The sequence below is a fragment of the Pseudomonas sp. TH41 genome, assembly GCF_016650695.1.
GTDB lineage: Bacteria > Pseudomonadota > Gammaproteobacteria > Pseudomonadales > Pseudomonadaceae > Aquipseudomonas.
In genome coordinates this window covers 1659848-1683286 of the sequence record NZ_JAEKFH010000003.1, presented here as the reverse complement: position 1 = coordinate 1683286, position 23439 = coordinate 1659848, and the positions used below count along the sequence as shown (strand labels likewise).

Genomic DNA, 23439 nt, shown 5'->3' with positions numbered 1-23439 from the left:
GAGTGTCTCCTCAGCAGTCCAGTGGGTTGCGTTTTTCCGGGTTGATCCCGAACTTGGCGATGGCTTCAGACACCACCTTAGGTTCGATGTCACCACGGTCAGCCAAGGCTTCCAGGGCTGCCAACACCACGAAATGACGGTCGACTTCGAAGAAGTGACGCAGCTTCTTACGGCTGTCACTGCGGCCGAAACCGTCGGTGCCCAGGACTTTGAATTCCTTGGACGGGACCCACTGACGAATTTGCTCAGCGAACAGCTTCATGTAGTCGGTAGACGCGATGACCGGACCTTTACGGCCGTTCAGGCATTCTTCGACGTAGCTCAGTTTAGGCTTCTGGCCCGGGTGCAGACGGTTGCTGCGCTCGACGGCCAGGCCATCGCGACGCAGTTCGTTGAAGCTGGTAACGCTCCATACGTCAGCGCCGACGTTGAACTCTTCACGCAGAATCTTCGCCGCTTCACGGACTTCACGCAGGATGGTGCCGGAGCCCATCAGCTGAACGTGGTGCGCCGCTTCGCGGGTGTCTTCTTCGAGCAGGTACATGCCCTTGATGATGCCTTCCTCGACACCGGCCGGCATGGCTGGCTGCTGGTAGGATTCGTTCATCACGGTGATGTAGTAGAAAACGTCCTGTTGCTCTTCGGTCATCTTCTTCATGCCGTCCTGGATGATCACCGCCAGCTCATAGCCGTAGGTTGGATCAAAGGTGCGGCAGTTCGGGATGGTGGCAGCCAGGATGTGGCTGTGACCGTCTTCGTGTTGCAGGCCTTCGCCGTTCAGCGTGGTCCGGCCGGCGGTGCCGCCGATCAGGAAGCCACGGGTACGGCTGTCGCCAGCGGCCCAGGCGAGGTCGCCGATACGCTGGAAGCCGAACATCGAATAGAAGATGTAGAACGGCAGCATTGGCTGGTTGTGGCTGGAGTACGAAGTACCGGCAGCGATGAAGGAGCTCATGGCGCCCGCTTCGTTGATGCCTTCTTCGAGGATCTGGCCCTTCTTGTCTTCTTTGTAGAACATCACCTGGTCTTTATCGACTGGCTCGTAGAGCTGGCCGACGGACGAGTAGATGCCCAACTGACGGAACATGCCTTCCATACCAAAGGTACGGGCTTCGTCCGGAATGATCGGAACGATACGCGAGCCGATTTCCTTGTCCTTGACCAGCTGCGCGAGGATCCGCACGAAGGCCATGGTGGTGGAAATTTCACGGTCGCCCGAACCATCAAGAATGGCCTTGAGGGTATCGAGCGACGGTGTCGGCACGCTGAAGCTCTGCGCGCGGCGCTGTGGCACGAAACCGCCCAGTGCAGTACGACGCTCGCTCAGGTAGCGGGCTTCGGCGCTGTTTGGCTCTGGTTTGAAGAACGGCAGGTTTTCCAGCTCTTCGTCTCTGACTGGAATATCGAAACGATCGCGGAACAGCTTCAGGCTTTCAACATCAACTTTCTTGGTGTTGTGCGCAGTGTTCTTCGCTTCGCCGGCACCGGTGCCATAACCTTTGATGGTCTTGGCCAGGATGACGGTCGGTTGTTCTTTGTGGTTGACCGCTTCGTGATAGGCCGCATAGACCTTGTACGGGTCGTGACCACCACGGTTGAGCTTCCAGATCTCGTCGTCGGACAGATCAGCAACCATCGCCTTGAGTTCTGGCGAGTTGAAGAAGTGTTCACGCACGAACGCGCCGTCTTTGGCTTTGTAGTTCTGGTACTCGCCGTCGATGACTTCGTCCATGCGACGTTGCAGGATACCGTCGACGTCTTTGGCCAGCAGTGGGTCCCAGAAACGGCCCCAGATGACTTTGGTCACGTTCCACTGAGCACCGCGGAACACGCCTTCGAGTTCCTGGATGATCTTGCCGTTGCCGCGAACCGGGCCATCGAGGCGCTGCAGGTTGCAGTTGATCACGAAGATCAGGTTGTCCAGCTTCTCGCGGCCAGCCAACGAGATGGCGCCCAGGGATTCCGGCTCGTCGCACTCGCCATCGCCCAGGAAACACCAGACTTTTTGCTTGCCTTCAGGAATGAAGCCACGGGCTTCCAGGTACTTCATGAAGCGTGCCTGGTAGATCGCCTGGATCGGGCCCAGACCCATGGATACGGTCGGGAACTGCCAGAAGTCAGGCATCAGCCATGGGTGCGGGTAGGACGAAAGGCCCTGGCCGTCGACTTCCTGGCGGAAGTTGTTCATCTGGTCTTCGGTGATGCGACCTTCCATGAACGCACGGGCGTAAACGCCTGGCGAGGTGTGGCCCTGGAAGTAAATCAGGTCGCCGCCGTGTTCGTTGGTCGGGGCCTGGAAGAAATAGTTGAAGCCGATGTCATACAGCGTTGCGCTGGAGGCGAAGCTGGAGATGTGACCGCCCAGGTCAGAATCTTTCAGGTTCGTACGCATCACCATGGCCATCGCGTTCCAGCGTACCAACGAGCGAATGCGGCGTTCCATGAACAGGTCGCCAGGCATGCGTGCTTCGTGGGTAACGGGGATGGTGTTGCGGTATGGCGTGGTGATGGCGTAAGGCAATTGCGAACCGCTGCGGGTTGCGAGTTCGCCCATACGGGTCATCAGATAGTGAGCGCGGTCTTCGCCTTCTTTGTCGAGAACCGATTCCAGGGCGTCCAGCCATTCCTGGGTTTCGACGGGATCGAGGTCTTGCATGGCTTGCTCCAGGGCGGAAAGGCTTCCAGAATCGGTTGCCTGAGTTTGCGACTGGCCTTGTGGGCAGACGATATAAATTCTTGGATTGCCGAGAGGTTGTTCCGGCGGCGTGTAGTTTTACTACAAATCATCGGGCATTTCAGCCTTTCGAATGTATAGACGAGTAGTAAAACTACAGATGAGCGGCTTGTGGCCTCCGGCTGCGTTGTGAGAATAATCGTTAAGGTTGGTCTTTTGCCAACCAGAAAAGGTGAAAGCTTGATGCTGACTGCCAAAAATACAGAAATCTCAGCTATTTCTAACCTTTGTTCGACAGTCCATCAGGTAGTGCTTTATCAGAATTCACTACATGCAGCCCCTTACACGCCGATCAAGGATAGACCATGAGCCTCCCTACGCTTGCCGAACTGCCCGGCATTCTCCTGCCGTTTGTCTCCCGCGCCGAGCAGTCATTGCGCACGGCCGTCGCAGGACTGGGCGACGATCATGATTTGTCCGCGTGGACGCCTGAACGCTGGGCGCAATGGGCCCGCGTCACCGCTGCCAGCGACTTCGTGACTGAACAGAGTGTGCGTGACCCTTTGATGTTGCTGGAGCTGGTGCAGTCCGGTGAGCTGGACCGTAACTATGCGCCGGATGAGTTGTGCGCACAGATTGCGGCTGCGGTGAATGCGGCGGACACCGAGGATGGACTCGGTCGTGCCCTGCGTCGCCAGCGCACGCGCCATCAAGTTCGGATCATCTGGCGCGATCTGACCCGCCAGGCGGATCTGGTGCAGACCTGCCGCGACCTCTCGGACATGGCCGATGCTTGCATCGATCAGGCCTATCAGTGGTTGTATTCGCGGCATTGCCAGCAGTTCGGCGTGCCGACCGGTCGTCGCAGTGGCGAGCCACAGCAGATGGTCATCCTTGGGATGGGCAAGCTCGGCGCGGTGGAGTTGAACCTGTCGTCCGACATCGACTTGATCTTCGCCTACCCCGAGGGCGGTGAAACAGTCGGCGTGAAACGCTCGCTGGATAACCAGGAATTTTTCATTCGTCTCGGCCAGCGCCTGATCAAGGCCCTGGATCCGATGACAGTCGATGGCTTCGTGTTCCGCGTCGACATGCGTCTGCGTCCTTACGGTTCGGCCGGCGCACTGGTGCTGAGCTTCAACGCGCTGGAGCAGTATTACCAGGACCAGGGTCGTGACTGGGAACGCTACGCGATGATCAAGTCGCGGGTGGTGGCCGGCGATCAAGTGGCCGGCGCGCAATTGCAAGACATGCTGCGGCCGTTCGTTTACCGGCGCTACCTGGACTTCTCGGCGATCGAAGCGCTGCGCACCATGAAGCAGCTGATCCAGCAGGAAGTCCGGCGCAAGGGCATGGCCGACAATATCAAGCTCGGCTCCGGCGGCATCCGTGAAGTGGAATTTATCGCCCAGGCGTTCCAGCTGATCCATGGCGGTCGCGACCTGAGCTTGCAGCAACGTCCGCTATTAAAAGTACTGAGCACGCTGGAAGGTCAGGGTTATCTGCCGGCGGCGGTGATCAGTGAGTTGCGCGAAGGCTACGAATTCCTGCGTTACACCGAACACGCCATCCAGGCGATTGCCGACCGCCAGACCCAGATGCTGCCGGACGGCGCCCAGGATCAGGCGCGCATCGCCTTTATGCTTGGGTTTGCCAATTGGACGTCTTTCCATGAACAACTTATGTATTGGCGTGGCCGCGTGGCGTGGCACTTCGGTCAGGTGATCGCCGATCCCGACGAAGAGGAAGGCGCTGAAAGCGAAGTGGTGGTGGGTGGTGAGTGGCTGCCGCTGTGGGAAGAGGCTCAGGACGAAGACGCTGCGTGTCGTCAGTTGCAGGAGGGCGGTTTCGCCGATGCTGCCAAGGCCTTGAAAGCGTTGGCCGGTTTGCGCAGCAGCCCGCAACTTCGCGCTATGCAGCGCCTGGGGCGTGAACGCCTCGATGCCTTTATTCCGCGGTTGCTCGCTCAGGCTGTCGAGCATGCCAACCCGGATCTGGTGCTGGAGCGGGTGCTGCCACTGGTTGAAGCCGTGGCCCGGCGTTCCGCTTATCTGGTGTTGCTGACGGAAAACCCCGGCGCACTGCGACGCTTGCTGACCTTGTGCGCCGCGAGCCCGTGGATCGCTGAACAAATCACCCGTTTCCCGTTACTTCTCGACGAATTGCTCAATGAGGGCCGGCTGTTCAAACCACCTTTGGCGCCGGAACTGGCCGCCGAGTTGCGCGAACGCCTGACGCGAATTCCCGAGGACGACCTCGAACAGCAAATGGAAGCGCTGCGGCATTTCAAATTGGCGCACCGCTTGCGAGTCGCCGCCTCGGAAATCGCCGGCAGCCTGCCGCTGATGAAAGTCAGCGATTACCTGACCTGGCTCGCCGAAGCGATACTCGAGCAAGTGCTGGCCCTGGCCTGGCGCCAGACCGTGGCCAAATACGGCACGCCGCTGCGCACCGACGGCACCTTGTGCGATCCCGGCTTCATCATTGTCGGTTACGGGAAAGTCGGTGGCCTGGAACTCGGGCATGGTTCCGATCTGGATCTGGTGTTCATTCACGATGGCGATCCCCAGGCGGAAACCGACGGGCAGAAGCCAATAGATGGCGCGCAATTCTTCACCCGGCTCGGGCAGCGGATCATTCATTTGCTGACAGCCCAGACCAACTCCGGCCAGCTGTATGAAGTGGACATGCGCCTGCGACCGTCCGGTGCGTCGGGCTTGTTGGTAAGTTCGCTGGGGGCGTTTGCCCGTTATCAGGAAAACGAAGCCTGGACCTGGGAACATCAAGCGCTGGTGCGGGCGCGGGTGCTGGTGGGCAGTCAGGATGTCGGTGCGGCGTTCGAGAAGGTGCGCGCGGCGATATTGGGCAAACACCGGGACCTGCCGACCTTGCGGCAGGAGGTCAGCGAGATGCGTGCCAAGATGCGCGATAATCTGGGCAGCAAGAGCACCGCGGCCGGCACCGGGGCAAATGCCTTCGAGGCTACGGCGCCGTTCGATCTCAAGCAGGACGCCGGAGGTATCGTCGATATTGAATTTATGGTGCAATACGCGGCCCTGGCGTGGTCCGAAACACACCCGCCATTGCTGCGCTGGACTGACAATATCCGGATTCTGGAAGAGCTGGAGCACGAAAGGCTGATGCCCGCCGAAGACGCCGCTCTATTGCGCGAGGCCTATAAAGCCTACCGCTCCGCCGCTCACCGGCAAGCCTTGCAGAAGGATGCCGGGGTGATACCGGGCGACCAGTTCGCGGACGAGCGACGGCAGGTATTGCGGATTTGGCGCGAGCTGGGGCTGTAGGAGCGAGCTTGCTCGCGATGGTGGTCAACGATAACGCGGCACACCTGACACCCCGCGGCGCTCTTCGGTTCATCGCGAGCAAGCTAGCTCCTACAGTGGCATTGCAGTGTTTTGCAGATGGAAGGCAGCTAAGCTGCACCGCACTGGATGTGCACCAATACCCAATGTGGGAGCGAGCTTGCTCGCGATAGCGGAGTGACAGTCGACAGCAATGTTGAAGGTGATGACCCATCGCAAGCAGCCCCTGCTCCCACAGTGATTCTCGAGGCGGGGAGGCGTATGCCTCCCCGGCTCGTTTTTGGAAACCACATGAAAATTCTGATCGTTGGGCCCAGTTGGGTCGGTGACATGGTGATGGCGCAGACACTTTTTCAGTGTCTCAAGCAACGCCACCCGCAGTGCGAAATCGACGTGCTGGCCCCCGAGTGGAGCCGGCCGATTCTTGAGCGCATGCCCGAAGTGCGTCAGGCCTTGAGCTTTCCGCTCGGCCATGGCGCCTTGGAGCTGGCGACGCGCCGGCGCATTGGCAAATCCCTGGCTGGCCAGTACGACCAGGCGATCCTTTTGCCCAACTCCCTGAAGTCGGCGCTGGTGCCGTTCTTTGCCGGCATCCCGAAACGCACCGGCTGGCGCGGCGAGTTCCGCTATGGCCTGCTCAATGACGTGCGCACGCTGGATAAAGAACGTTACCCGCTGATGATCGAGCGTTTCATGGCCCTGGCTTACGAGCCTGGCGTTGAACTGCCGACACCTTACCCGCGCCCGGCGTTGCAAATCGATCCGGTCACCCGCGAGGCAGCACTGGTCAAGTTCGGTCTGACTCTCGACCGCCCGGTGTTGGCGCTGTGCCCCGGTGCCGAGTTCGGCGAGTCCAAGCGCTGGCCATCCGAGCACTACGCCAAGGTGGCCGAAGCGCAGATTCGCGAAGGCTGGCAAGTCTGGCTGTTCGGCTCGAAAAACGATCACGCCGTCGGCGAAGACATCCGTTCGCGGCTGATTCCCGGTTTGCGCGAAGAGTCGGTGAACCTCAGCGGCGGCACCTCCCTGGCTGAAGCCATCGACCTGATGTCCTGCGCCGATTCGGTGGTGTCCAATGACTCTGGCTTGATGCACGTCGCCGCGGCGTTGAATCGCCCGTTGGTGGCGGTTTACGGCTCGACTTCGCCAGGCTTCACCCCGCCATTGGCCGAGCACGTCGAGATCGTGCGCCTGGGCATCGAATGCAGCCCGTGCTTCGATCGCACGTGCCGCTTCGGTCATTACAACTGCCTGCGCCAGCTCATGCCGCAAGCGGTGAACGAAGCCTTGCAGCGGTTGCAGGGCACTGTGGTCGAGGTCAAATAGTTTGCGGGTTCTGCTGATCAAGACTTCTTCGCTGGGCGACGTGATTCACGCGTTGCCGGCGCTGACCGACGCGGCGCGGGCGATCCCCGGCATCAAGTTCGACTGGGTGGTGGAAGAAGGTTTCGCCGAAATCCCGACCTGGCACCCGGCGGTGGACAAGGTGATTCCGGTAGCGATCCGTCGCTGGCGCAAGCACATCTGGCAGACCATCACGAGTGGTGAGTGGAAGCGCTTCAAGCAAAGCGTTCGTGCCGCTCAATATGATCTGGTGATCGATGCCCAGGGCTTGCTGAAAAGCGCGTTGCTGACCCGTTATGTCAAAGCGCCGGTGGCCGGGCTCGACAAGAACTCCGCGCGTGAGCCGATTGCCGCACGGTTTTATTCGCGCCGTCTGGCCGTGGCCCGTGGGCAGCACGCGGTGGAGCGGGTGCGCCAGCTGTTCGCCGTGGCCCTGGGTTACGACTTGCCAAAAGGTTTGGGCGACTATGGCCTGAGCGTCGAGCGACTGGTGGAGTTGCCGCGCAAGAATCCTTACGTGGTGTTTCTCCATGGCACTACCTGGGACACCAAACACTGGCCGGAAGCCTACTGGCGCGAGCTGGCCGAGCGCGTCGGCTACCTCGGCGTCGCGGTGAAGTTGCCGTGGGGCAATCCCGTCGAAAAAGCCCGGGCCGAGCGCATCGCCAAAGGCATGCGGCACGTCGAAGTGCTGCCCAGGCTGAACCTCGCGGGCGTCGGAAAAGTATTGGCCGGCGCACAAGCCTGCGTGGCGGTGGACACCGGTCTGGGGCATCTCGCCGCTGCCCTGGACGTGCCGACGCTGTCGCTGTTCGGCCCGACCAACCCGGGCCTGACCGGCGCCTACGGCAAGGCGCAGATTCATATGGCCAGTGACTTTCCCTGCGCGCCGTGCCTGCAAAAGAAATGCACCTACCAACCGACTGCCGATGACGCCCGTCGGTTTGACCTTAAGCGCGAGTGGCCGCTGTGCTTCACGCGTCTGAATCCCGAGCATGTCGCGATCCGACTGAGCACGTTGTTACTGGCTGAGGAGCTGCGCTGATGCAATTGGCATTCGTCTTGTACAAGTACTTTCCGTTCGGGGGCTTGCAGCGCGATTTCATGCGCATCGCCCTGGAATGTCAGCAGCGCGGCCATCAGATTCGCGTGTACACGCTGATCTGGGAAGGCGATGTGCCTCCGGGTTTTGAAGTGCTGGTGGCGCCCGTCAAAGCGTTCTTCAATCATCGCCGTAACGAAAAACTTAGCGAGTGGATGGACGCGGATCTGGCCAAGCGTCCGGTGGACCGGTTGATCGGTTTCAACAAAATGCCGGGCCTGGACGTTTACTACGCTGCCGACGGCTGCTTCGAAGACAAGGCACAGAACCTGCGCAATTCGCTGTACCGTCGTTGGGGCCGCTACCGGCACTTCGCCGAGTACGAGCGCGCCGTGTTCGCCAGGGACGCCAAGACCGAAGTGCTGATGATTTCCGAGGTCCAGCAGCCGCTGTTCATCAAGCATTACGACACGCCGCTGGAACGCTTTCATTTGCTGCCGCCGGGCATCTCTCAAGACCGTCGCGCGCCCGCCAATGCCGCCGAGATCCGTGCTGAATTCCGTCATGAATTCAACCTGAAAGACGAAGAACTGCTGCTGGTGCAAATCGGCTCCGGGTTCAAGACCAAAGGCGTGGACCGCAGCCTCAAAGCGCTGGCCGCGTTGCCCGCTGATCTGAAGAAGCGCACCCGGCTATTTGTAATTGGCCAGGATGACCCCAAATTATTCCAGGTACAGAGCGCCACACTGGGCCTCGGCGACAACGTGACGTTCCTCAAGGGCCGCAGCGATATTCCGCGTTTCCTGCTCGGTGCCGATCTATTGATCCACCCGGCGTATAACGAAAACACCGGGACCGTGCTGCTCGAAGCCTTGGTGGCCGGGTTACCGGTGCTGGTGAGTGCCGTCTGTGGTTACGCCCATTACATCGCCGAGGCCGACGCCGGCCTGGTGCTGGACGAACCCTTCGACCAGGCGCAACTGACGCAATACCTGACCGGTATGTTGAACGACGCTCAAGCACGGGCGGCCTGGAGCCGCAACGGTCTGGCCTACGCCGAGACGGCCGACCTCTATAGCATGCCGCAGCACGCGGCCGATGTGATTCTGGCGGAGCACACTTAATGAAGTTGATGCTGGCTGAACCGTTCAAGAGCCTTTGGGCCGGACGCGATGCGTTCACCGAAGTCGAAAGCCTCCAGGGCGAGGTTTACCGTGAACTGGAAGCACGCCGGACCTTGCGCACTGAAGTGAACGGCGATGGTTTCTTCGTGAAGATCCACCGTGGCATCGGTTGGGGCGAGATCTTCAAAAACCTCCTGACGGCCAAGCTGCCGGTGCTCGGCGCCGGTCAGGAGTGGAGGGCCATTCAGCGCCTGCAAGCCGTCGGCGTGCCGACCATGACCGCCGTCGCTTACGGCGAGAAGGGCAGCAACCCGGCGGATCAACACTCGTTCATTGTCACTGAAGAATTGGCGCCGACTGTCAGCCTTGAAGATTTCAGCATTGACTGGGTCAAGCAGCCGCCGGAGCCCAAACTCAAGCGTGCGCTGATCGCAGAGGTCGCGCGTATGACCGGGATGATGCACCGCGCCGGCGTTAATCACCGCGACTGCTACATCTGCCACTTCCTGCTGCACACCGATAAACCGGTGACGGCCGAGGATTTCAAGCTCTCGGTGATCGACCTGCACCGTGCCCAGACCCGCCCGGCGATTACCCAACGCTGGCGCAACAAGGATCTGGCGGCGCTGTACTTTTCGGCGCTGGACATCGGCCTGACCCAACGCGACAAACTGCGTTTCCTCAAGGGCTACTTTCAGCAGCCGCTGCGCCAGATTCTGGCGGAAGAAGCGCCACTGCTCGCCTGGCTGGAAGGCAAAGCCAACAAACTCTACGACCGTAAACAGCGATACGGGGATGCGCTCTAATGCCGGGTTGGAAACTGGAGCCTGCTTACAGCGATCTGGCGGAAGACTTTGGCAGCCTTGAGGCGGTGTTTGCGCTTCAGGGCGAACGTCTGACCCTCGACCCGTTGTCCGAGGTCATCCGTGTCCAGCGCAATGGCGTCAACTATTACGTCAAACGTTATGTCGGTGCTGGCAAAGGCCTGCGCCGTTACCTGGGCAGACCTCGAGTGAAAGCGGAGTGGCAGAACCTCAAGCGCTTCGCCAAATGGGGCATCCCTACCGCTGAAGTGGTGGCCTGGGGGCTGGAGCGTCGCGGCGCCGCGTACGATCGCGGGGCGATGATCACCCGTGAGCTGCCGAACACCGAAGATTTGTCGGTACTCGCTAACCGGCATGATCCCAGGCTGTCAGACCGCGTCTGGGTCGATACTGTCAGTCGCCAGTTGGCCGGTTACACCCGGACCATGCACGACCACCGTTTCACCCATAACGATTTGAAGTGGCGCAACCTGCTGGTCGATGATGACGCTCGGCTATTTCTGATCGATTGCCCCAATGGCGATTTCTGGCGCGGCTTTTGGCTCAAGTACCGCATCACCAAAGACTTGGCCTGTCTCGACAAGGTGGCCAAATATCATCTGTCGGCCACCCAGCGCCTGCGCTTTTATCTGCAATACCGCCAGCAGACACGGCTCGATGCTGCCGACAAAAAACGCATCCGGCACGTGGTGAGATTTTTCGAGGGACGCGAATGACTGATTTTCTGGCCGTTGAAGACCGTGCGCTACTCAACCGTCAGGAGATGTGCTGATGCGTTTGTCCGAACTGAAACACGCCGGCCGCAGCCCGGGCCTGCCGCTGAGTATTTCACTGGCCGATGCCGCCGGTCCTGCCGAGTTGCAGTTGTTGAGCCTGTTGCGAGTGTTGCCGGGGCAGCGCTATGTCGGTGCCGGTGTCTGGCGTGGCCGGCCGGTGCTGGCCAAGTTGTTGGTGGGCAGCAAGGCTGCGCGGCATTTTCAGCGTGAACGCAACGGTGTGCGTTTGTTGGCCGCTCAAGGGCTGACCACCCCGCAGCTGTTGGCCGACGGCCTGAAAGACGGCGAGGGCGGCTGGTTGCTGTTCGATTTCCTTGAGGGCGCCGAAAGCCTGGGGGATGCCTGGGAACAGGTTGAGCACTTGCCAATGCTTGCGGATGAGCAATCGGCGGTGTTGGCCGATGCGCTGGGTGCGATTGGTCAATTGCACCGCAAAGGGCTTTGGCAGGAAGACCTGCACCTGGACAATCTGTTGCGCCAGGGTGGTCGGCTGTATTTGATCGACGGTGCCGGGATTTGTACCGAAACACCGGGCCAGCCGCTATCGCGACACAAGGTCCTGGAAAACCTCGGTGTGTTTTTCGCCCAGTTGCCCAAGTCGCTGGAGCCGTTCACCGAAGAATTGCTGGTGTATTACCTCCTGAGCAATGGCGAACATGCCTTGCCCATGGAGGCGTTGCAGAAGCAGATCAATAAAGTTCGTAGCTGGCGCCTCAAGGACTTCCTGGCCAAGGTCGGTCGCGAATGCACGCTGTTCAGCGTCCAGCGCGGGGCGTTCGGCTTGCGAGCGATTCGTCGCGAGGAAGAGGCGGCGATGCTGCCGGTGCTGGAGCAGGCGGATGCCTTGCTAGATCAGGGGCATCTGTACAAGACCGGCGGTGCTGCGAGTGTCGGAAAAGTCGCGGTGGCCGGTCGGACGCTGGTGATTAAACGTTACAACATCAAAGGTTTTACCCACTGGCTCAAACGCTTCTGGCGCCCGAGCCGCGCCTGGCATTCGTGGCGCGAAGGCAATCGCCTCGCGTTCCTCGGAATCGCCACGCCCAAGCCATTGGCGCTGCTGGAAAAGCGTTTTCTGTGGTTGCGCAGTCGGGCCTATCTGGTGACCGAGCACTTGTCGGGGCCTGACATTATTGAGCGTTTCGCGCCGTACGTTGAGAGCGGCGGGGCGCCCGAGGCTGAATTGCTGGCGCTGGATCATTTGTTTGCCGAACTGATTCGCGAACGGATCAGTCACGGGGATTTCAAGGGTCACAATCTGTTCTGGCAGCAGGATCGTTGGGCGCTGATCGATCTCGATTCGATGTGTCAGCATGGCTCGGTGAGCAGTTTTGCCCCGGCGTATACGCGAGATCGGGCGCGGTTCATGCGTAACTGGCCTGAAAACAGTGCGCTGTATCAGGTCATTGATCAGCGTCTTCCCAAAGACATCTCCAGCGCTGCCTGAATCCATTCGCAAGCAGGCTCGCTCCCACATTGGATAAATGTGGGAGCGAGCCTGCTTGCGAAGGGGCCAGAACAGCCCCCCGAGATTAAGGGGCAAGTTCTTATGAAATGTCCTACATAATCTGCAGACCCCATGAACTGTGCCCTGATTTGCCACGATGCTAGTTTGCCTGACGTTCTCGGAGGGCAGATTTTGACTATAAAAATGGCAGTCTCATCAGGCGCTCTTTCACTGGTTCTGGCAGGTTGCGGGACCGTCACCACGGTGCTGCAGGATGACACGGCGGCCACTCAGAGCCTGCGTCGGCAAAAAACCTACTGTCAGTCCATTCCTCGCGTCTATAGCGGTCTGGCCCACGATTTTTGCCTGTTGCATGCAGCACCGGACCCCACAGGATTTCTGGTGCCGTTCGTTTTGCTGGACATGACGTTGTCCGGCGTTCTGGACACGGTTGTCCTGCCGTACACGATTTATCGGCAGGGCGTCGACGGCAGCCTCCGGATTTACTGGCAGTCCGCCAATGGATGAGCCGGGGGAGCGCTTTAGTTCAGGGTGCCATCTTTGCGGCGCTGATAACCTTAGGGTCATTCCCGCCATGTTTACGCTATAATCCCGCCCTTTAGCTGTCTCTCGCCCCTTGCGAGGGCACATTAATTTTTGAGGCGCCTTGCGCCTGCATGCAGACTAACTAGAGGCTAGACCCCTGTGGCATTGACGATTCTTGGCCTGTCCGGCGCCCTTAGCCATGATCCTTCCGCAGCTTTGTACATCGACGGCAAGCTGGTCGCGGCGGCCGAGGAAGAGCGCTTTGTGCGCGATAAACATGCAAAGAACCGCATGCCTTACGAATCGGCGAAGTTCTGCCTCGAGCAAGCGGGCATCAAGCCGTCCGACGTTGACGTGGTCGCGATTCCGTTCGCGCCGATCAGCCTGTTCGGCAAAGCGCGCTGGCACTACGCCAAGCGTTACTGGTACGCCCCGGATCGTGCGCTCGATGCGATCCTGATGGGTAACCGTCGCTACAAACGCTATCGCAACAAGGTTGTCTGGTGCCTCGAGCAATTGGGCTTCGATCCGAAGAAAATCAAGATCGAGCCGGTCGAGCATCACCTGGCCCACGCCTCCAGTGCCTACCATTGCTCTGGTTTTAAAGAAAAAACCGCGATCCTCGGGATCGATGGCAAGGGCGAGTACGCCACGACCTTCTTCGGTTATGGCGAAAACGGCAAAATCCACAAGATCAAGGAATTCTTCGATCCGGATTCCCTGGGTGGCCTGTATGGCGCGATCACCGAGTTCCTCGGTTTCGAGATGCTCGACGGTGAGTTCAAGGTCATGGGCATGGCGCCGTACGGCGACGCCAGCAAATACGATTTCTCACGCTTGGCCTCGTTCGAAAACGGCGAGCTGGTGATCAACACCGACTACGCCAACGTCATCGGCCTGCGCCGCTATAAAGAAAAGGGCAAAGGTTTCTACTTCTCGCCGAAGCTGATCGAGTGGCTGGGTCCAAAGCGCGAAGGCGATATCGCCGACGAGCCATACATCCACTACGCCGCGAGCATGCAAGCGCTGTTTGAAAAGATCTCGCTGCAGATGATCGACTACTACCTGGGCGATGTGCTCAAGGAAACCGGCAAGCTGGCGTTCGCCGGCGGCTGTGCCTTGAACGTCAAGCTGAACCAGAAAATCATCGCCCGCGATGACGTCAAAGAGTTGTTCGTCCAGCCTGCGTCTGGCGATGCCGGCACCGCGGTGGGTGCTGCTGCTTATGTGTCGCACGCCCGTGGCGTACCGGTCGAGAAGATGGAGCACGTCTACCTCGGTCCGTCGTACACCAATGAAGACGTGCTTGCCGCGTGTGCCCGTCACCCGAGCAAACCGGTATGGCGCAAGCTTGCGAACATGCCGGAAAACATCGCCAAAATCATGGTCGATGGCAACCCGGTGGCCTGGTTCCAGGGCCGCATGGAGTTCGGTCCGCGCGCACTGGGCGGTCGCTCGATCATCGGTTGCCCAAGCGCCACTGGCGTGGCTGACCGGATCAACCATCAGATCAAGTTCCGCGAGCGCTGGAGGCCTTTCTGCCCGTCGATGCTCGACACCGTCGCACCGCAGATGATCAAGGTCGATCACCCGGCGCCGTTCATGACCTTCACCTTTGAAGTGGCGGAAGAGTGGAAGACCCGCGTGCCGGAAGTCGTCCACGAAGACGGCACGTCGCGGGCCCAGGTACTCAAGCGCGAATACAACCCGCGCTACTACGACATGATGAAAGCGCTGGAAGTGCTCACCGGTAACGGTGTGTCGCTGAACACCTCGCTCAATCGCCGTGGCGAACCAATGATCTGCTCGCCGACGGATGCCCTGAACATGTTCTTCGGATCCGATCTACAGTATCTAATCATGGAAGACATTCTGGTGGTCAAAGAGGGCGCGGACGCATATGACACGCTCGGCTGAACGCCATGTGTTGCAGTTCTGTCACGGCTATGACGGGCCGTTTCTGGACTGCGCCCGGCAGTACGCCAACCTGTTCGCGGGGACCGGTTACCGTGTGACCACGGTCTTCCTGACTGGGGCCGCCGACGCCGAAGTCGCCGCGGGCTGCGCTTCCGATGAAGTGCTGTTCATGGAATACAGCTCCAAGGCCATTCGTGGCCTGAAGCTGGGCGCCATCGTCGATCTGCGCAAGATCGCCGCTTCGCGCAACTTCAGTTTCTGCATTGCCCATCGTTTCAAGCCGATCTACATCGCCTTGCTCGGCACTTCGTTGCCAGTGATTGGCGTGCACCACGCGTTTGGCGATTACAAGCGAGGCACTCGCAAACTCTTTGCGCGTATTTTCCGCAAGCGCCTGAGCCTGCTCGGGGTCTCCGATGCAGTGCGCGACGACATGCGCAGTTGCCTGCCGAAATGGCCGGCCGCACGGATTCAGACACTCTACAACCGTATCGATTTGCAAGCCTTGCAGGACAGTCAGGTGTCAGCTCGCGAAGCGCGGGAAACCCTGGGCTTGTCGATGGATGCCTGGGTGGTCGGCAATGTCGGGCGGCTGCATCCGGACAAGGATCAGGCCACGCTGCTAGAGGGGTTTGCCGCCGCGTTGCCGGGCTTGCCGTCCAATAGTCAGTTGGTGATCCTCGGTACTGGTCGGCTGGAGTCGGAGCTCAAGACCCGCGCCCGTGAGCTCGGTATCGGCGACCGTGTGCTGTTTCTCGGCCAAGTGCCCGACGCCCGGCGTTATTTCAGTGCCTTCGACGTATTTGCCCTGAGTTCCGATAACGAGCCGTTCGGTATGGTGCTGCTGGAGGCCATGGCCGCTGGCGTGCCGCTGCTCGCCACCGCGTGTGGCGGTGCGAGGGAAGTGGTCGAGGGCGTAGGCATTTTGTTCCCGCTGGGCGATGCCGAGCGCTTGGCTCAAGGCCTGCAGCATCTGGCCGCGATGGACGAGCAGCAACGACGCCAGTGTGCCGAGCTGATGCTTGGCCGCTTGCGTGAGCGCTTCTCCGACCTCGCGGTGCGCGACGCGTTCTGGCGTTTGCCGCGTGTTACCGAACTGGCGCCGAGGGGTTGATGCTCAACCGACTTCAAGGCTGGCGTGAGCGTGGCTGGGCGGTAGTCGATGCCCCGACCTATGCCGAGGCGTGGCAGCGTTATGGCGGCAGCGTCGCAACTCATCCAATGGTGGTCGAGCGTCTGGCTCAGCTGGCCGGCATCCCGGTGCGCTACCTGGCCTGGGAGCAAAATGGCGACGTCAAAGCTGCGATCCCGACCTGGGGGCGTGACCTCGCCTTGTCCAAGGATGTGCTCAAGCGCAGCGGTAAAAAAGGCTTGTTTGACCTCGGCAATGCCGAACTGATCCTGCCCGCCTGCGACGACGCCCAGGCCCCGTTGCGCCACCGCGCACGCTATCTCTCGGTGCTGAATGAAGGGCGCTTCTGCGGCATCAAGTTGCAGGCTGAGCAGTTGGCCATGGCCCGTACACCGGAAGAATTGTCGAAGAAGTTTCGCTACAACCAGCGCCGCGAATTGCGCTTGCTGGAAGAGGCGGGTGGCGTCGTGCGGCCAGTCGCCGAATTTTCCAGCACCGAGCTGGCGGCGATCTATTGCGATCTGTTCCAGCGTCGCTGGGGGTTCCCGGCAACAGGCGCCGAGCGTATGGCCGAGGTTATCGAGTTGCTGCGTGAATTGCTGATCGGTTCGGTGATTTTCCTCAACGATGCACCGATAGCGATTCAACTGGTCTACCGCGTCGAGACACCGCAGTGGATCAGCGTCGAGTACATCAATGGCGGCGTCGATCCCGAAACCCGTGAATTCAGTCCCGGCAGCGTGCTGAGTTTTCTCAACACTCAAAGCGCCTGGGAGCATGCCCGGGCGCTGGACAAGCCCTTGCGTTTTTCCTTCGGGCGCGCTGACCGTGAATACAAGGAACGCTGGTGCAACCCTGTGCCGGTCTTCACCGTATGAGTGAGCCCATGAGTCGCAAACAACACCTGCTCAAGCGCCACCGACGCAACAAGCGCATCGGACTGTTGATCGCGCTGGTGCTGTTGATTACCTGCGGCGTGCTGGTGGCCTGGTGGCTGCCGTTGCTGCTCGCGCTCCTCGGCTGGATCGCCCACGAGGCGTGGTTTGCCGACCATTTGTTTTATTCCCCGAAAGACGATTACCAGTACAACTTCCCACCGTATACCCAAAAGCCCAAGGTTCACCTGGACGGTGAGCGTTTACGGCTGGACGAGGGCGTCATGCTGGTCGACGACGCGACGCTGGTCCTGGCGCTGCGGATAAAAAGCACCTGGCTGGGGCGCTTTATCGACCCTGTGGTTGAATTGTCAGGTGGCGATAACCCGGACCGACAAACGTTCGAGCGCGGTGTAAACGGCCTGCGTTATCTCAATCTGAGTGGTCAGGCTCAGGTGCTGTCCAAAGGTGAATTACGTTTGCGCGGGCGTTTTTGCCGATTGCTCGGCGAGCCGGTCCTGTGGGTGTTCGAACATCCGGATTACAGGCGTCAGCGGGTGATGGTGATCGCGCCCCATGCCGACGATGCGGAGTTGGCGGCCTACGGTCTGTATAGTCAGGCCGACGAAGCCTGGATCGTCACCCTCACCGCCGGTGAAATCGAAGCTGAACACTATCAGCAGATGGGATTGAACACCGTCGAAGCGTCGCGCCTCAAGGGCCGACTGCGGGCTTGGGATAGCATCACCGTGCCGCGCTGGGCCGGGGTGCCCGAAGCCCATTGCGTGCAGTTGGGCTATTTCTGTCTGCAACTGGCGGCGATGCAGGCCGCGCCAAATCAGCCCGTGGGATCACGGGAAGCGGATCTGAACGACACCCGCTTGTTCCGGCAGTTGAATTCCTTTGCCCTGCCGGGCGACGCCGACGGTATGCCGACCTGGAACAATCTGCTGGCTGATCTGCGCGAGTTGCTGCTACGGGCGCGCCCTGACGTCATCGTGTTGCCGCACCCGACGCTCGATCCACATCCAGACCACATTTGCGCGCAGGAAGCGGTTTTTGAAGCGCTGCGAGGCCTGGAGTGGCAGCCGACCACGTTGCTCGGTTACGCCAACCACCTGCACGACAACGATCGCTGGCCGATGGGCGATGCAGGCCATGGCATTGCGCTGCCACCCGCCTTCGACTCCACGGTGCCGATGCAGCCATGCAGCCTGCCAATGCCTCTGGGGGTTCAGCGCGATAAAGCCATGGCGCTGGGGATGATGCACGACTTGCAACCGCCGATGCCGTTCAAGCGGCGAGTGCGGCGGTTGATGCAGTGGCTGTTGGCCAATAGAGTGCCGTCCCTCTATGGAGAGAATGAGTTCTTTCGCAAGGCAGTCAGGCGCCAAGAGCTGTTCTGGCTTCTGAAACATGGCGAAACATCTGCACAGCAGAATTAACGTATCGCGCGGCCTGATGTGGTCGGCGTTTTAAGCATTGATAGTGAGTTTTCTGTGATCAACCCATGCCCGCGTATTTTGTTTCTGATGCCTTATTTCGGCCGTTGGCCATTCTGGATGCCGTTTTTTCTCGAAAGCTGCCGTCGCAATCCTGATATCGACTGGTTGTTCTTCAGTGACTGTGGCGTTCCCGAGAATCTGCCGCCCAATGTCACCGTCGAGAGCATGATGTTCAGCGACTACTGCGGGATAGTGTCCCAGCGGTTGGACATCGACTTTGCGCCGAAAGAGGCTTACAAACTGTGCGACATCCGGCCAGCGTTTGGGCTTATTCATGCCGACCGCTTGCAAGGCTATGATTTCTGGGGCTTCGGCGATATTGATCTGGTGTATGGTGATCTGCGCAGTTACTTCACTGCCGATCGGCTCGCCTCTTATGACCTGTTTTCCACCCACGAGCGACGAGTTGCCGGGCATCTTTGCCTGATTCGCAACACCGACCGCAAGCGTGAGTTGTTCAGGCAGATCAAGGACTGGAAAGCGCGGTTCACTGATCAGAAGCATCACGCGCTGGACGAGGGCGCATTCAGTCGAATCTTTCTCTGGCGCAAGAATTTTCCAGAGCCCTTGTTCAAGCTGGTGGGCAAGTTCAACCCATGGCGTCGACGCAGCGAATTCACCGAGGCATTCAGCACGCCGGGTGGTTGCATCAAGTGGCATGACGGCACCGAGGATTTCCCGCTCAAATGGTATTGGCGCAATGGCCATTTGGGTAATGATCGCGATGGCGATCGCCGGTTTCCGTATTTCCACTTTGTCTGCTGGAAACGCAACGAGTGGTCACTGTTGCCTCAACCCGACCCGGCCGAGATCCGGCGTCTCGCCGCCGAGCCTGACTGGGTCATCGATGCGGCTGGTTTTCACCGGGGAGCGTTATGAGTCAACGGTCTAAGGTTCTGCAATTACAGCCTGACTACAACGTCAAGGCCCATGATTTTGCTGACCTCGCGGAGCAGATCGTCAAGGCTCTGCCAGGCGATCGTTATGAGGTGACTGCAGCGTTCTTGAGAGGTAAGCCAGGGCCTGGCGATGCGGTGAGCCGTGCCGATCGCTCGGTGTATTTCGAATTTTCCGACAAGGCCCTCAAAGGCATGCGCCTGCGGGCCATGTGGCGGCTGTATCAGTTCTGCCGCAAAGAAAAATTCGAGGTGGTGATCTGCAACCGCTTCAAACCGGTGAACATGATGCTGATGCTCAATCGCTGGTTGAAAGTGCCACTGTGCATTGGTATTTCCCACGGATTTGGCGAGTACGACCGGTTTTACCGACGCCGCCAGACCCAGCGCCTGATCGATCGTCACTGGCGCTTTGTGGGTGTGTCGCCGGCGGTCAAACAGTACCTGCTGGACTGCGACTGCGGTTTCACCGACCGGAACACTTACGCCATCACCAACGCCATCGATATCGAGCAGGCTGAAGGCTTACAACACAGCCGCGAGCGCGCTCGCGAAATGCTTGGCATTGATCCATCGGTGCGGTTGATCGGCGCGTTGGGTCGGTTGGTGCCGGTCAAGGGGCACACCTATTTGTTGCAGGCGTTTGCTTCCCTTAAAGATAAGTATCCAAATACTCAATTGGCGATCATCGGTGCCGGGCGTGAAGAGTCGCGCCTGGCCGCCGAGATTGAACGCCTGGGCCTGAAGGGGCGTGCGCATTTGCTCGGGTTTAAGGAAAACGCCTTGCAGTACGTTCGCGCGTTCGACATCTGGACCATGCCGTCGCTGGCAGAAGGTCTCGGGCTGGCATTGCTGGAAGGCATGAGCGGTCATCTTCCGGTGATTGCCTCTAATGTGCCGGCGATGCTACCGCTGATTCAGGGCGCTGGCGGTCTGGCAATCACGCCAAAAGATGTACCGAGCCTGGTCGCGGCACTGGATAACTACCTTGGGCTGTCGGATGACGCGCTCAAGGCCAAGGGCGAACAGGCCTATCATTATCTTCAGAAGCAACACGACATCGAGGTGTTCCGCCAGGAATACCTGGACCTGATCGACTCAGGCTTGAGCAAGGCCCGCGAGGAACAATCATGAGCGATGCACAACCCATCGTCACGGTCATCATCGCGTCGTATAACCACGGTCCCTATATTGAGGAGAGCATTCTCAGTGTCCTCAACCAGACCTATCCGAACATCGAGTTGCTGGTGGTCGATGATGGCTCCAGCGATGACAGTGTCGAGCGGATCAACGCCTTGCAGGCACAACACGGCTTTGATTTCCGTGTGCAGCAGAATCAAGGGCTGACCAATACCCTTAACGGTGCCATTGCTCGTGCAAAAGGTAGTCTCATCGTGCCATTCGGTTCCGATGACATCATGCTGCCCGAACGCATCGCCACGCAGGTGGCGCACATGGATGGCAAGCCCGAGGTCGGCATCTGCGCCGGCAACATCGAGCTCATGGACGCCGACGGCAATCCGTACCCGGAGTCGCGTCAGCGCCGCGATGTGCCGTTCCGCCGTCTGGATTTCGATGACATGTTCCTCGAACGCAAGCCTTATCCACCGGCACCGACCCTGATGATTCGCCGTGAGGCGCTGGACAAGGTCGGCGGGTTCGATCCGACGATTCGTCTGGAAGATTTGTTGATCGAGTTGAAAGTAACCCATGCCGGTTACTTCATTGATGGCTTGAACGTGTTGATGGCGCGCTATCGCAAGCACGCCACCAATTCGTACAAGAATCACCGCTTCATGATCGACAACATTCTGCGTACCTACGCTTTGTTCAGCGATCACCCGCTGTACGAGCACGTACGCTACAAGTTTCTCAGTTCGATGTTCCTGAAAACCGCCAATCGAGACCGCAAGCTGGCGCGCGAACTGCTGGCGCAGATTCCGTTCAAGGCGTGGAACAAGAAGACCTGGCGTGGCCTGGGGCGCTTGTATTTCTCACCTTTGAAAAAAGATTGAGCTATCGGCTGAATCCCGCCCATCAGGCGAGTGCCCTGGATTGAATCCGGGGCGCGGCCGATGTCAGGTGCGCTGGCACTCCTTTAAAAGAGCAGCGGATGCTGCTCTTTTTCGTTGAGCTTCGATTTTCAGCGAACCTGGGCAGGTGGTCTGGCAGCCAGCACTTGTTTGTGCAGGGTATCCGCAGCAGATTTCGAGGCTGTCACGGCATAGCCTTGCAGCAGCGCCTGGAAATGATCTTCAAACAACCAGCGTCGATCGACGGTGTAGCGCTGCATGTGGCGCAGATTGCGCTGGCGCAGAGACAGGCTCAGTGACGAAGGGTAGATGCGCAGGTCAGCCACGTCGATCAGACCGAACTCGCCGTCCTCCAGTACCAGCACATTACCCAAATGCAGGGAGCGGAAATACACCCCTTGCTCGTGCAGCTGCGCCATGAACTTGCCGAAGCGCTCCACCAGCGCCTGACGCACGTCCGGGGCCGTAATGCCTTGCAGGATCTGGCGCAAGGTATTGCCCGGCAGAGGCGTGTAATGCACGGCACTGCTGCCATCATCGAGGCGGTAAAGGTCCAGGATGTGTGGGGTCGGGAACCCCATGTTGCGCAATCGTTCGCTGTTGACGGCAAAGCGTTCGGAGTAGGCGTTGAAGCTGCCCGAGGTGTACCAGCGACGAGCTCGGAACAACTTGAGGAAACTGCCATCGACCAGGCGCAGGACCTTCGGGCCCAGGCCATCCTCTTCAATCACCTGGGCGTTGGCGGTCAGCGTTTGCAGGGTCGCCTGGGATAGTCTCTTGATTGATAGGCTCAGTAGGCGACCCGCGCGCTGGTTGATGCTGAGCGCGGCGATCAGTGCCAGGGGAATCCACAGCAGGAACCAGTGTTCCTTGGGGCGCGAAATAATCCCGCCGCCTTCGGTCAGTCCCGCGCCAATGCCGAACACCAGCCAGGTCGAGGCGATGATGAACAGCGGTTGCACGCGATGGCGCCAACTGCTCAGCAAGCCAAAGGCCTGGAAGAACAGCCACGGGATCAAGCCGAGAATTCCGACGTAGTAGAGAACGCCTAAGGCGAAACTATGGGGTTCGGACAGCGTGTAGCCCAGACCCGCATCGACGGTCAAGTCGGCATCGTAGCCATGGCCGATCCATGGGTGTTCGGCGATTTTCTGCAGGACAATCTGCCAGATTTCGAGGCGATAGGAATCGCCTCTTGCGAAAATCATGTTCGAGAAAAGCATAACCACCGCAGCCCCACTGATGAGCGTAACACCCAGCAATATGACGGAGCGGCGGTTCCAGCAGATGAAGCCCAGCCACAGTGCAGCCAGTGTCAGGGCTACCAGCGGTGTCCTGGAGCCGGTGGCGATCACCGCAATGAACATGACAGTCATCGCCGGGATACTCAGCCAGAGGATCTGCGGGCGCTTGCAGGTCATGCTTAAGCTGAGCCAGTAGACGCAGAAAAAACCGAACAAATGCGAGCTCAGCAATGGATTGTCGAAGGCGCCGCCACCAATCAGGCGCATGCCTGGTTGATAGGTGTGGGCAAACATATACAGGTTATAGACCGTCGCGATCAGCCCGACTATCGCGGCGCTGAACAGCAGGGGGTAGATGATCTCGCTGCGGTAGCGCGTCAGCAGGTAGCACCCGACGAACAGCATCAATGTGTGTAGCGGTGGTCTGACCTGGCCGGCAAAACTCTCATCGCCAGAGCCCCAGCAAATACTCAACAGCACCCACCCGGCGAACAGCAGTATCGCGATGAAGATCGGCTCGCGCAGCAACTCTTTAAGTTCTCGGGGGCGCAGGCAAAGAGCTATCAGCGATGGAATGCTAAACAGGCCATAGTAAAGCTTGTGATGCAGACTGCGGCCCGGCAGGAAGAACAACGCGCACAGCAGCAAGAAATAGCCAAGTGGAAGTATCCACAGACAAATGAAATCGAAGACTCGATTGGACGTATTGTTGAAACCGCTGAATTGCATGCTGAGAGATT

17 protein-coding genes and 1 pseudogene are annotated in these 23439 nt (G+C 59.4%); 16 read left to right on the top strand and 2 right to left on the bottom strand.

Annotation, left to right across the window (positions count from 1 at the left end; translation table 11 throughout):
* Positions 1-10 precede the first annotated feature (10 nt).
* Positions 11-2656 (bottom strand): pyruvate dehydrogenase (acetyl-transferring), homodimeric type, encoded by a 2646-nt coding sequence (aceE, locus tag JFU37_RS10320; RefSeq protein ID WP_201115197.1) that lies wholly within the window; start codon positions 2654-2656, stop codon positions 11-13.
* Between the two features lie 383 nt (positions 2657-3039).
* Here aceE and glnE point away from each other — a divergent pair, with 383 nt between their 5' ends.
* From glnE to JFU37_RS10245, 16 genes and pseudogenes are all read left to right on the top strand, one after another.
* A complete protein-coding gene (glnE, locus tag JFU37_RS10315; protein ID WP_201115196.1) occupies positions 3040-5976 on the top strand; it encodes a bifunctional [glutamate--ammonia ligase]-adenylyl-L-tyrosine phosphorylase/[glutamate--ammonia-ligase] adenylyltransferase in 2937 nt (978 codons plus the stop codon).
* A gap of 17 nt (positions 5977-5993) precedes the next feature.
* Positions 5994-6074: pseudogene (locus JFU37_RS30625) on the top strand (outer membrane lipoprotein carrier protein LolA); the annotation flags it as partial.
* Between the two features lie 211 nt (positions 6075-6285).
* Positions 6286-7320, top strand: coding sequence for a lipopolysaccharide heptosyltransferase II (waaF, locus tag JFU37_RS10310; RefSeq protein ID WP_201115195.1), 1035 nt, complete (start codon positions 6286-6288; stop codon positions 7318-7320).
* A gap of 1 nt (position 7321) precedes the next feature.
* Positions 7322-8383: a lipopolysaccharide heptosyltransferase RfaC gene (gene rfaC, locus JFU37_RS10305; RefSeq protein WP_201115194.1), complete on the top strand. Its 1062-nt coding sequence runs from the start codon at positions 7322-7324 to the stop codon at positions 8381-8383.
* A complete protein-coding gene (locus JFU37_RS10300) occupies positions 8383-9504 on the top strand; it encodes a glycosyltransferase family 4 protein (RefSeq protein ID WP_201115193.1) in 1122 nt (373 codons plus the stop codon). Before rfaC ends, JFU37_RS10300 begins: the two co-directional genes overlap by 1 nt.
* The gene (gene rfaP, locus JFU37_RS10295; RefSeq protein WP_201115192.1) at positions 9504-10310 is read left to right on the top strand and encodes a lipopolysaccharide core heptose(I) kinase RfaP; all 807 of its coding nucleotides are present in this window, start codon (positions 9504-9506) and stop codon (positions 10308-10310) included. Before JFU37_RS10300 ends, rfaP begins: the two co-directional genes overlap by 1 nt.
* Positions 10310-11044 (top strand): lipopolysaccharide kinase InaA family protein, encoded by a 735-nt coding sequence (locus tag JFU37_RS10290; protein ID WP_201115191.1) that lies wholly within the window; start codon positions 10310-10312, stop codon positions 11042-11044. The genes rfaP and JFU37_RS10290 overlap by 1 nt, the downstream gene beginning before the upstream one ends.
* A 55-nt stretch (positions 11045-11099) precedes the next feature.
* Positions 11100-12551 (top strand): lipopolysaccharide kinase InaA family protein, encoded by a 1452-nt coding sequence (locus JFU37_RS10285; RefSeq protein ID WP_201115190.1) that lies wholly within the window; start codon positions 11100-11102, stop codon positions 12549-12551.
* Positions 12552-12743: 192 nt separating this feature from the next.
* Complete coding sequence (locus JFU37_RS10280; protein WP_201115189.1) at positions 12744-13079, top strand: YceK/YidQ family lipoprotein; 336 nt, start codon at positions 12744-12746, stop codon at positions 13077-13079.
* Between the two features lie 177 nt (positions 13080-13256).
* Positions 13257-15014: a carbamoyltransferase C-terminal domain-containing protein gene (locus JFU37_RS10275; protein ID WP_201115188.1), complete on the top strand. Its 1758-nt coding sequence runs from the start codon at positions 13257-13259 to the stop codon at positions 15012-15014.
* Positions 14998-16128: a glycosyltransferase gene (locus JFU37_RS10270; protein WP_201115187.1), complete on the top strand. Its 1131-nt coding sequence runs from the start codon at positions 14998-15000 to the stop codon at positions 16126-16128. The genes JFU37_RS10275 and JFU37_RS10270 overlap by 17 nt, the downstream gene beginning before the upstream one ends.
* Complete coding sequence (locus JFU37_RS10265; RefSeq protein ID WP_201115186.1) at positions 16128-17024, top strand: antimicrobial resistance protein Mig-14; 897 nt, start codon at positions 16128-16130, stop codon at positions 17022-17024. Before JFU37_RS10270 ends, JFU37_RS10265 begins: the two co-directional genes overlap by 1 nt.
* Positions 17025-17032: 8 nt before the next feature.
* Positions 17033-18466, top strand: coding sequence for a PIG-L deacetylase family protein (locus JFU37_RS10260; RefSeq protein ID WP_201115185.1), 1434 nt, complete (start codon positions 17033-17035; stop codon positions 18464-18466).
* Between the two features lie 54 nt (positions 18467-18520).
* The gene (locus tag JFU37_RS10255) at positions 18521-19405 is read left to right on the top strand and encodes a DUF6625 family protein (RefSeq protein WP_201115184.1); all 885 of its coding nucleotides are present in this window, start codon (positions 18521-18523) and stop codon (positions 19403-19405) included.
* Entirely contained in the window at positions 19402-20556 is a 1155-nt protein-coding gene (locus tag JFU37_RS10250) for a glycosyltransferase (protein ID WP_201115183.1), read from the top strand. The genes JFU37_RS10255 and JFU37_RS10250 overlap by 4 nt, the downstream gene beginning before the upstream one ends.
* Positions 20553-21437 carry a glycosyltransferase gene (locus JFU37_RS10245; RefSeq protein ID WP_201115182.1) on the top strand — a complete coding sequence of 295 codons (885 nt, stop codon included), beginning with the start codon at positions 20553-20555 and terminating at the stop codon, positions 21435-21437. Before JFU37_RS10250 ends, JFU37_RS10245 begins: the two co-directional genes overlap by 4 nt.
* Positions 21438-21565: 128 nt before the next feature.
* Here JFU37_RS10245 and JFU37_RS10240 read toward each other — a convergent pair whose 3' ends face one another.
* Positions 21566-23428 carry a bifunctional O-antigen ligase/aminoglycoside phosphotransferase family protein gene (locus tag JFU37_RS10240; protein ID WP_201115181.1) on the bottom strand — a complete coding sequence of 621 codons (1863 nt, stop codon included), beginning with the start codon at positions 23426-23428 and terminating at the stop codon, positions 21566-21568.
* Positions 23429-23439: the final 11 nt, after the last annotated feature.